Below are 10,731 nucleotides of genomic sequence, written 5' to 3'. Positions count from 1 at the left end.
CCACATCCTCTTTTGTGGAGAGGGGGGTTTGGGCTATGACTTCTGCTGTAGCAGGGTTGTAGACGGGCTCTGTCGGCAGATCCTCCCTCTTCTGCCACTCCCCCCCGATGAGGTTGCGCACCTTCCAGTACCCTTGACCCATCACATCATCCTTCCTGTTTCGTACAGTGAAAATATAGCCGTGCATGCTCTGTGTAGTCAATGATACAAATATAGGAATTTGTATATGTATCTACTACTAATGTATGATGAATTGAGGATGGCCATTACGATCCGGGAACTGGTGGAGACGCCGGCCTTCAGGCTGAAGGTTCTTGCGGGCGCGGGAGGATTGGATCGGGAAATAAGCTGGGCTCATGTCTGTGAGCTGCCCGATCCCATGGAGTGGCTCGCCGAGGGCGAGCTTCTGATGACCGTGGGGTTTACCGTACCCGGGCAGGCTTCGAAGCAGGCGACCTTCATAGAAAAACTGACCCGGGCCGGTGTGCGGGGGATACTCATATGCGACCAGGCCTATGCGCCGCCCCTTTCCGAGGAGATGCTCTCCGCTGCGGAGGAGCTGAAGTTTCCGGTGATCTTGGCCGCATACGAGGTGCCGTTCTCTGCCATCACGCGCACCGTGGCGGAAGCGAACCGTAACGAGGAGCACAGACGCCTGCTGCAGGTCATGAAAATCTACGAGGCGGTGAGGATCGCGACCAGGCGCGCAGAAGGCGTGGCCCTGCTGCGCAGCCTCGAGGAGCTGCTGGGGTGCCGCCTGTTCGTCCTAGATCCCGAGACCGGGCTCTCTCTCGTACGCGGTGCGCCGGGACCGTCCGGGGATCTCGTGCGGGCTTTGCTCGAGGAGAGAGCCCGCCGCTCCGGGCCCCTGCCCACGGTGTTACGTCTGCAGGCCACGATCCGGCCAACGCTCATCATGCCCGTTCCGGCATCCCGACGAGCCGTCCTGGCCGTCGTGGCCCGGGATGGCTTCCCAGACCTCTTCATACTGCATCATATTACGGAGATCGTCACTCTCGAGGTTGAGCGGCTGGTGGCCGAGTACGAGCGCGGCAGGAGGTCGGGGGCTGAGGTGCTATCCGGGCTCATAGAGAATCGGATCTCCATGGATTCCGCGCGATACGCTCTCATGGAGCGTGGTCTAGCCGAGGGGCCCCACGTGGTTGCTTGCTGCGAGGAGTCCGGCGAAGATCCAGGTTACTCGAAGATCCATTTCAGGCTGGAGGACCATCGGGTTCCCCACCTCATGCTCGTGAGGTCCCGTCGGCTCATAGTGCTGCTGCGCGACACGCCAGACCATCTCAGTGTGCTGCTGGAGGAAGGACGGCGGCTGCGCATGATCATCGGCCTGAGCCGGGCCGTAGACGACACCGGCGGTATCTCCAACGCGTACAGGCAGTCGCTGTGGGCCCTCAAGGCAGCCTCGCGCTCCGGCAGACCCGCCGCCGTCTACGGCAAGGAAGAGGCCAGGATATCTCCCTTCCTCCCGCACGAGGCCGAGGACATCGAGCTGATCGTCCGTCAGATCCTTGGCCGGCTGCTCGAGTACGACGGCCGGCACAGCTCCGATCTTTTGCATACCCTGCGCACCTTTCTGGTGCAGGATCGAAGCTGGACGAAAACGGCGAAGATGCTCCACATCCACCGGCAGACGCTCGTCTACAGGATCAAACGCATCGAGGATCTCACGCAAAGGAGCCTGGGCAACACCGAGGACGTGGCCGAGCTCTGGTTCGCCCTCAAGGCTTACGAGGCTTTGAACGGTGAGGAGGGAGCAGGAGGGTTCTCCCGCTCCCGGTAGGCGATGGATTGCGCGGTTCGATCGAGGGAACGTCGCCTGCTTTTCGTACGGTGCCGCGGGACGACCATGTTGGGACGCCGTAGTCTGTGTTGCGCCCCGATGAGGCTACCGATCCACTTCCTTGTTCACCTCTTCCGCAGAAGGGTAGCGGTCGTGCGAGGGGCGTGAGACCACCTCGGAGGCCAGACGGGTGGCGAAGCGGAGGGAATCTTTCCAGCCGATCCCTGAGCTCAGGGCGAACATCAGCCCTCCGTTGAAGGCATCACCGGCTCCGGTAGTATCCCGGGCCCTGGTCCTGGGGGCAGGTACCCTGTGCTTCCCCGTAGGACCGACGGCCAGGCATCCCTCCCTCCCCAGCTTGACCACCACCCATCCGCCAGAGATTCTCTGCAACCGGCATGCGGCGGCCTCCTGATCCGAGAGACCGGTGAGCATCCTGGCCTCGTCCTCGTTCGGGAGGAAGATGTCGACGAGTGGCAGTAGATCCGCCACCTCTTTTCGGGCCTCTCTGGTCCATCCGTGCAGATCCCAGTCGCTATCGAAGAGGGTGAGCGAGCCCGCGGAGCGCGCCTCCAGCAGCAGCTGCCGGGCGGGACGGCCGCGCAGCGCGGTCAGGTTGAAGTACCCGCATAGGAGCAGAAGATCGCTCGACCTGATCTCCTCCATAGGCACCATCGAGAGGTTGAACCTCTCGAGAGAACCGGAGAAGGTCAGAAAGGAGCGATCACGCCCGGGTGCCTCGAGGGCTATCGAGATTCCGGTTCGTGCCTTCGGGACGATGGTCACATGGTCGGTAGCCACGCCCGCCGTCGAGAGGCTCTCCAGGATAAACTTCCCGAAGTGGTCCTCGCCGACGCAACCTGCCAGCAGCGGCGGGCGTCCCAGAGCGGCGAGGGCGAGGGCGGTGTTGCCGGCGCCGCCCGCGGCTCGTATCTCCATCGACTCGACCAGCTGGTCCGCGCCAGGAGGGGGGAGTTCTTCCACCGGCCAGACCAGGAGGTCGGCGTTTACGTTACCGACGACCGCCAGCTTCACGCCTGCGCTAGCTTGGTGTCGGGCTGATGGTGGCGAAATCCGTCGGCCTGCAACCCGCGCGCCCGGGCCATATAGTAGGCTAGGAGCTGGACGGGCAGTATCTCGAGCACCGGCAGCAGGGTGTCCTCGATCTGAGGAAGATGCACCACCCTCAGGTTCTCTCGTTCGTGAGCTTGCGATGTTGTGACGAGAAGCACGGTAGCCCCGTACGAGGCCAGGTCCTCGGCCAGCCTGACCTCCCTCCCGGAGCCGAAGATCACGCATCCGTAGCCGTTCCCGGCCACCTCTATCGGGCCGTGCAGGTACTGCAGGGTGTCCAGGCTGGCGGCGGGCTCTCTCGTTACCTCCCGGAAGAGCAGCGCCGCCTCCTCCGCGGTGGCGAAAGACACCCCGCGCCCCACGAAGTCCGGGTGAGCACCCATGCCTGCGAAAGTTTCGGCCACCTCCCGTGCTACCGGGGAGCTATCCTCGAGCACCTCCCCCATGAGGGTGGGCAGGCGGTCCATCCCAGGAGCCTCCTCGCCGAGCAGGAGGGCTACCAGGCAGGCCAGGGCACAGATCGTCGCGGTGTGAGTTTTGACCGCCACGGCGGTATCCCGCCCAGAGCCTATGGCGAGGACCTGGTCCGAGACCTCGGCGAGCAGTCCCCCTCCATCGTTGGTGAGAGAGAGGCGGGGTGCCTCCACCTGGGAGAAGGCTCGTACCGTCTCGGCGCTCTTTCCCGACTGCGAGATCCCGACGTAGCAGTCTCCCAGGTGATCACCTCCGGACTCCAGTAGCTCCGAGGCGGTCAACGCGAAGGCCCTGCGCCCCGCACGGCGCGCGGCGAAGACGGCAGGAAGTGAGGCGAAATAGCTCGACCCCATGCCCGTGAAGACGAGAGAACCGGCCTCGAAGCGGGAAAGATCCAACTTCCGGAGCTCCGCCGCGAAGAAACGGCCGACCCGTTCGATGTTCTCCGGCTGGTCGAGGATATCCTGCAGGTACGTCAAGGTTTCTCCATCTCCTTTCTGCCTCTTATTCAGGAAATCGCTAGAATGACCTCTACCCCTTCACCGCGCCGGATGCGAGCCCTCCCACTAGGTAACGCTGGAACACGAAGGCGATCGCCAGCGGGGGGAGCGAGGCAAGGATCCCGCCGGTCGCCTGCATGCCGAAGTTGACGGTGTGGCGCCCGGTGAACTCGGCTATGGCTACCGGGATGGTCTTGGAGTTGAGCGATGAGGTGAAGATCAGGGCGTAAAGGAACTCGTCCCAGGCTAAGAGAAAACCAAACAGTGCCGTGGCGAGAATCCCGGAGCGTGCCAGCGGAAGGATCACCCGGAAGAGGGCTCCGATCCTGGTGCAGCCGTCGATGCGTGCGGCGTCCTCGAGTTCCTTGGGGATGCTCTGGAAGTAGCCGCTCATTATCCAGAGCACGAACGGGGTGATGAACGAGCAGTACACCAGGATGAGCCCCAGCCTGGTGTCAAGCAGGTGCAGGCGGGCCATCGTAAGGTAGAGCGAGATGACCAGTGCGATCGGTGGCAGCATGTAGGTAGAGAGGAAGAGCAGCAGGATGGCTCTGCGGAAGCGGAACCTGAGCTGGGCGAAGGCATAGGCGCCGAAGATCCCCACGCCGAGCGAGATCGCGACCGAGCTGGCCGCTACGATCGCGCTGTTTCTCATCCCCGCCCGGAAGGTGGCCGCCGAGCCGTTCTGGGGGTTGAAGAGCACGTTCTCGTAACGCGAGAGGGAAGGATGGGCCGGTATCCAGTGCAGCGGCCGCGAGAGCAGATCCGCCGGTGCGGCGATGCTCGAGATCAGGAGCCACGCAAAGGGAGCCAGCACGGCCACCGCTACGACGACGGCGGCGGCGTGGATGAAGACCCTGTAACCCAACGAATCTCTCATGTCTCTAGTACTCCACCTCTCCTCTCTGCAGCATCCTCATGTAGATGATCGCGAAGAACAGGATGAAGATCGCGATGATGTAGGCCAGCGCCGCACCCTCGCCGAAGAGCTGGTTCGAGAAGGCCTCGACGTAGGTGTAGTAGGCTACGGTCTCGGTCCCGTTGGCCGGTCCTCCCCCGGTCATGACGTAGATGATGTCGAAGACCTTGAAGGCCTCCATGGTCCTGAGCACCAGGATGATGACTATCGTCGGCATGAGCAGCGGCAGCGTTATGCTGAAGAAGCTCCTGAGCCTGCCGGCCCCATCCACCCTCGCGGCCTCGTAGAGATCACCGGGTATGGTCTGCAGCGCCGCCAGGATGAAGAAAGCCGCCAGCGGTGTGTTCTTCCAGATGTCGGCGACGGCGACCATGTTGAGCGCGGTCCACGGATCGCCGAGCCAAGCCTTGTAGTGGGAGATGATGTGCAACTGGGTGAGCAGGGCGTTCAGCGCCCCGTAGTCGGCGTTGAAGATCCAACGCCACATCGCCCCGTTGACGATCGTCGGCAGGGCCCAAGGGAGTATGACGATCGAACGGAAGAGCCAGCGCCCCTTGAGGTCGGTGTTGAGCAGGAGCCCGATGAGGAGCCCGAAAAAGACCTCGAGGAAGGTCGTGAGAACCGTAAAGTACGCCGTATGTCCCACCGCATCCCAGAACTCGCCCGTTCTGAGGACGTGCGCGTAGTTCCCGAGGCCCACGAAAGGGTAGTGTCCGGGGAACGCGCTGTCGACGGCGAAGAAAGAGGTGTAGAGGGTCTTCAGCAGAGGATAGATGATGATGCCGAAGACGACGATCAGGCTCGGCAGAAGGAGCACAACCGCCGTGGGGCCTTCACGGGAAAAGAGCCTGCGCCACGGCCCACCACCTCGCGGGACGGCCGGACGGGCCTCCTTGGTCTGCACGACACCCATGATCTCAGGAGCTCTTCAGGATCGAGGCCGTAGCCCTGGCGGCGTCGTCCAGGGCCTGCTCGGGTGACTTCTTGCCCTTGAGCGCCAGCTGTATCTGCACCTGTAGCTCATGCGAGAAGTCGTTGTAGCTGGCGACCTGCGGTCGCAGGATCATGTTGTTCAGTTGCTTCTTGGCCACCGGTACCACCTGTGGCAGGGCGTCGATTACCTGCTTCTCGTCGTAGGAGCTCTTCCAGACCGGAAGCGAAAGCTTGGCGTACCTGTCCTGTATCTTCTGACTCGCGATGAACTGTATGTACCTCCAGGCCGCGTCTTGGTTCTGGCTACCCCGTGTGATCGCGAGCCCCATGCTCCCGTTGACCCCCGGGGCACCCCCCGGTCCTCTGGGGGTGTGCGCTATCCGGATCTTCCCGGCGACCCTGCTCTGTTTGGGATCGTTCGCGAGCGCGAACATGTAGGTCCAGTTGAGCGCCATGGCCGCCTGTCCCTGGGAGACGACCTTGCGCACATCGTCCTCGATCGAGGTTATGGAAGATGGGTTGGTGAGCCCTTCATCCAGCGTCATCTTCATGAACTTGAGCGCCGCGAGCCCGCCTCCGGTGTTGAAGGCAGGGTTTCCCGAGCCGTCGAAAAAACGCCCGCCGAAAGCCCCAAGCAGCTGGGTGTAGTCGCAGATGAGCGCCTCGGCCTGCGCCCAGCTCCATACCAGCGGATACTTTATTATCCCCTTCGACTTTACAGCCTTCGCCGTGGCCACCACCTCATCCCAGGTCGCAGGTGCGCGCTTGATACCCGCCCTCCTGAGCATGTCCTCGTTGTAATAGAAGTACTTGGTGTCGAGGATCCAGGGAAACCCGTAGTAATTCCCTTTGTAGCTGACCGCCTGCAGTGCACCCCCGAGGATCTTGCCGCGTTCACCCGGCGGGATCCTGCCGGTGGTCTTGGCGACTATCTTCTTCGTCGCAAACTCTGCCGGCCAGATCACGTCCATGAGGACCACGTCGTACGAGCCCGCCGGGGCGGCGGTGATGATCTTGTCATGCAGGGCCTCGTAGGCGACGAACGTCGGGTTGACCTTTATGCCCGGGTTTTGCTTCTCGAAGGCTTTCGTCATGCTGTTGACGTTGTCGCTGCTGTACGCGGCCTGTTGCATGAAAAGGGCGTTCAGCGTCGTGGTGCCCCCACCTTTGGAGCCGCCCTGCCCCCCACCGCATCCGGCGAGGATAACCGCACCGGCCACCCCGAGACCCAGAAATTCGCCGCGGGTGTATGTACCTCTCCTCATCGATTTCTCGCCCACTCCTCTATTCTCCTTTCCCCGACATTCTGCTCTGGCTGCCGAGCAGCGGTTCTTCCTTGAGCGCTGCGTCGAGCGCTATCTTCGCCGCCCCAACCACCGAAACCCTGTCCCCCAGGGCAGACAGCATGAGGCTTGGGGGGGCGGGAAGTGCGCTGTGCAGCCTCCGACGCACGGGACCTGCTATCTCCTCTCCGGCCCGGGCAACGCCCCCTCCCAACACGACCATCTCTGGGTCGAGGATCGCGCAGAGGTTCACGATCCCCCCCGCTAACACCGAACTCGCCTCCGAGATCACCCTGCGTGCCAGCTCGTCTCCCTGACGGGCCGCGGCGAAGATCTTGCGCGTGGTCATCTCTTCCCCCTCACCGGCCAGCTCGCGGTAGCGCTGGGCTATGCCCAGCCCGGAGGCCCGGCGCTCGAATGGTCCGAACTCTTCATCGAGAACCTGATCGTCTTCGAAGTCCCGCTGTAGCCCTATCTCACCTGCTCCGCCATGGAACCCGCGATAGAGCCTTCCCCCGATCATGATCCCCGCCCCGATCCCGGTCCCGATCGCCACGAAGACAGCGTCATCGCAGCCTCTGGCAACCCCTTTCCAGTGTTCTCCCACCATCGCCGCGTTGACGTTGTTCTCGAGCAGGGGCCGGACCCCAAGCATCTCCTCCAGCCGCCGCGCCGGACCCAGGGAAGCCCATCCCGGGATGTTGGGTACCAAGGCAACCTCTCCGCTCGAGGGATCCACTAGCCCCGGGGTGGATACGCCGACGGCCATGACCTTGACCTTCGAGACGCGCGATGCCGCAAGCGCGGCTTCGAACATCTCCGCCGAGGCTTTGAGGATGCTCCCGGCGTCGACACGCGTCCCCAGCGGGCGGCGTTCGAAGTGCACGATGTCCCCGGAGAGATCCGCTACCGCCACCGATACCTGATGCCCGCCGACATCCAGCCCGACCACATAGCCGAAATCCTCGTTGAAGCGCAGCAGCCTGGCCCGCTTGCCACCCGTCGATCGCGTCCAGCCATCCTCCCGCACGTATCCTGCAGCGAGAAGTTCCCCCACCCGGGAGTTCACGGTGGGCAGGCTCAACCCGGTGGCTGACGCAAGCTGTGGCCTGGAGAGTGGTCCCCGGTCCCGGATTACCTCGAGTAGAAGCCCGGCGTTCATCTTCCCCAGCAGTCCCGGCCTTCCCGGTGTCCTTCGCACCTCACACCCCATTTGATTAATAAAGTTTATTAATATATTACCCCTACGGCCCCAGGTTGTCCAGGGGCGCGGAGGTACGGTTCAATGCCTGGTTGGGCGCGGGAACCCTGCCACGCGAGCGAATGGTTCGGGGCACGAACATCAGCGGGCGATTCTCCTGAGATTGAGGAGAACGTGGCTTGGGGTGCTCCCGGGGCAGCCACTTCTGATCATTCGGGTCGAGAAGCCTGTATAAAGGAAGACAGGAGGTAAAGTCATGGGGGAACTTCATCGCCCGTTTCTAGTGCCCTGACCTCTGAATCTCCCTGAGACGTGAGGAGCCGAGATGCAGAAACCCGGGATCACATCCTGTCTGTTACGCTGGTCTCTGTAGAACGCCAGGAGCCGTTCTGAACGGCGGAGAGAGTGCCCGCCCGGGACCCTCTGCTTTTGCGCAGTAGATCCCTGGCTTTCTCAGCCTGGAGAGGTCGAGTTCGTACACATAAGGAAACCTGCTGCTCCACCGATCGATCAGCCGTCCCACCATTCCACGCCTCACAACATCACCCCGCAGGGATCTCACGACGAAGCACCTTCCAGCGTACGGTCGGCGTGCCATGAGCAGCGCCCGCTTGGGGGCTGGAGTTTGAATCCTACCTGGTTGATCCTCATGTATCCCCCAGGGGATACGGCGCGCGAGTGCCCCTCTGCCTGGAGTCGTTAAACCGCGTCCAAGGACGTCGGTCAGCCGTGAGTACGCGCATTGTCCCCTTTGAACCTCAGCAACGCATCGAGGGTAGGAAGAGACTCCTGAGCCCCCTCTCTGGTTACCGCGAACGCGCCCGCCCAGACGGCGAAGGATACGGCCTGCTGCAATGGCTCCCCTGCCACCAGGCTCTTCGCCAGGGCTCCAACGAACGCGTCACCCGCCGCCGTGGTGTCGACCGCTCTTACCCTCGGAGCCGGAATGTGCCGAGGTGGCGATACACCATCGGAGAATACCGCGCCGAAATGACCGAGCGTCACAACCACGGAGCGTGGACCAAGCTCGAGCAGGGCCGGGACCATGGCGAGGCACTCCTCGAGGTTGTCTGACCCTTTGTTTCTCCTCCGCAAAAGAAACGAGGCTTCGTGCTCGTTGAGCACGAGCGGATCCGCCACGCGGAGTGTTTCCGGATGAAGGTCGACCGGCGGCGCCAGGTTCAGGACCACGCGGGTGCCGGCCTGATCGGCGATCCTCACCGTTTCCTCCACGCTCTCGAGGGGAATCTCCATCTGAACCACCACCACGCCCACATCACGTATCTGTGTAGCCGCGGCTCCTACGTCTCTGGAGGTGAGGGCCAGGTTTGCTCCCGGAGCTACTGTGATGGCGTTCTCGCCATCGGGCGTTACCGTGATGAAGGCCGAGCCCGTCCGGAGTTCACCTACCTCTCTGACCAGAGAGACATCGACGCTGAACTTCCTCAAGGATCGGAGCAACGCCCTCCCGAACGCGTCTCCGCCCACACACCCCAGGATGGAGGTGGATGAGCCGAGCAGCGATGCCGCGGCGGCTTGGTTCGCTCCCTTGCCACCGCCGTGGAGGGAGAGCTCGGCGCCCGTGACCGTCTCGCCGGGCCTCGGGCGCCGGGGCACCATGAGCACGAAGTCCTGGTTGATCGAACCTACGACGAGTACGTCAGCTGCCCGCACCGGCTCCCCAGCCGTGGTAGGATCCCACGCTCTCACTGGTGACGAGCTTGACGGGGACGCGCACGTTTCTGGGGACCTTCTTGCCGCCGATGACCTTGATGGCGTACTGCACGCCGAGTTGGGCGATCCTTATCGGTTGCTGGGCCACGGTGGCGTTCATCTTGCCCTGCTTTATGGCCTTTATGGCGTCCGGCTCGCCGTCGAACCCGACTATCTTCACCTCCTTGCCCGCCTTACCGCCGAGTGCTCGGACGGCCCCCAGCGCCATCTCGTCGTTCTGGGCGTAGATCCCCTTGATGTTCGGATGCGCCTGCAGGATGTTCTGGGCGACGTTGAAGGCCTGGTTGCGGTCGAAGTTGGCCGGCTGGCTGGCGACCAGCCTGACGGAGTGCTGCTTCTTTATCACGTTTTCGAAGCCGTTGCCCCTGTCCCGCGCCACGTCCGTACCCGGCACGCCCTGGAGCTCCGCCACGTCACCGCTGCCAACCAGCTTGATGAGCTCTTTGGCAGCGATCTCTCCGCCCTTGACGTTGTTGGAGATGATGGTGGAGGTCACGTCTCCCCCCGATGCCCCACGGTCGAGCGCGAACACCGGGATCTTGGCCCGGTTGGCCTGCTGGATGGAGGGAACTATGGCCTGTGAGTCGACCGGGTTCACCAGAAGGGCGTCGACCTGCTGGGTTATGAAGGTCTGTATATCTTTCTGCTGCTGGGAGGCGTCGTTCTGGGCGTCGGCGATGAGCAGCTTGACCCCGAGCTTTTTAGCCTCCTGCTGCGCGCCGCTGCGCATGGCCACGAAGTAGGGGTTGTTGAGGGTCGAGAGCGAGAGCGCGATCGTCTTCGTGCCCCCGGAACCACCCCCACTCGAACCC

General features: G+C 63.0%; 9 protein-coding genes. 1 reads left to right on the top strand and 8 read right to left on the bottom strand.

The features are described 5' to 3' along the window. The first annotated feature begins 259 nt into the window (after nt 1-259). Entirely contained in the window at nt 260-1,801 is a 1,542-nt protein-coding gene (locus PJB24_RS15415; protein ID WP_273847464.1) for a PucR family transcriptional regulator, read from the top strand. 105 nt (nt 1,802-1,906) lie between these two features. Here PJB24_RS15415 and PJB24_RS15410 read toward each other — a convergent pair whose 3' ends face one another. From PJB24_RS15410 to PJB24_RS15375, 8 genes are all read right to left on the bottom strand, one after another. After that, complete coding sequence (locus PJB24_RS15410) at nt 1,907-2,836, bottom strand: carbohydrate kinase family protein (RefSeq protein WP_273847462.1); 930 nt, start codon at nt 2,834-2,836, stop codon at nt 1,907-1,909. After that, on the bottom strand, nt 2,833-3,828 hold the full coding sequence (locus PJB24_RS15405; protein WP_273847460.1) for an SIS domain-containing protein: 996 nt from the start codon (nt 3,826-3,828) through the stop codon (nt 2,833-2,835). The genes PJB24_RS15410 and PJB24_RS15405 overlap by 4 nt, the downstream gene beginning before the upstream one ends. Before the next feature lie 52 nt (nt 3,829-3,880). Then, on the bottom strand, nt 3,881-4,729 hold the full coding sequence (locus PJB24_RS15400; protein WP_273847459.1) for a carbohydrate ABC transporter permease: 849 nt from the start codon (nt 4,727-4,729) through the stop codon (nt 3,881-3,883). Nucleotides 4,730-4,733: 4 nt separating this feature from the next. Further along, on the bottom strand, nt 4,734-5,681 hold the full coding sequence (locus PJB24_RS15395; RefSeq protein ID WP_273847458.1) for a carbohydrate ABC transporter permease: 948 nt from the start codon (nt 5,679-5,681) through the stop codon (nt 4,734-4,736). 4 nt (nt 5,682-5,685) lie between these two features. After that, nucleotides 5,686-6,966 carry an extracellular solute-binding protein gene (locus tag PJB24_RS15390; protein WP_273847456.1) on the bottom strand — a complete coding sequence of 427 codons (1,281 nt, stop codon included), beginning with the start codon at nt 6,964-6,966 and terminating at the stop codon, nt 5,686-5,688. A gap of 19 nt (nt 6,967-6,985) precedes the next feature. Further along, entirely contained in the window at nt 6,986-8,185 is a 1,200-nt protein-coding gene (locus PJB24_RS15385; RefSeq protein WP_273847454.1) for an ROK family transcriptional regulator, read from the bottom strand. A 723-nt stretch (nt 8,186-8,908) separates the two neighbouring features. Next, on the bottom strand, nt 8,909-9,859 hold the full coding sequence (locus PJB24_RS15380) for a ribokinase (RefSeq protein WP_273847453.1): 951 nt from the start codon (nt 9,857-9,859) through the stop codon (nt 8,909-8,911). Further along, nucleotides 9,846-10,731: D-ribose ABC transporter substrate-binding protein (locus PJB24_RS15375; protein WP_273847451.1), on the bottom strand; the 886-nt coding region annotated here is incomplete at its 5' end. The genes PJB24_RS15380 and PJB24_RS15375, both read right to left, overlap by 14 nt.

This window comes from Rubrobacter calidifluminis (assembly GCF_028617075.1).
In the GTDB taxonomy this organism is placed as follows: Bacteria; Actinomycetota; Rubrobacteria; order Rubrobacterales; family Rubrobacteraceae; genus Rubrobacter_E; species Rubrobacter_E calidifluminis.
This window is presented reverse-complemented; position numbering and strand designations above follow the sequence as displayed.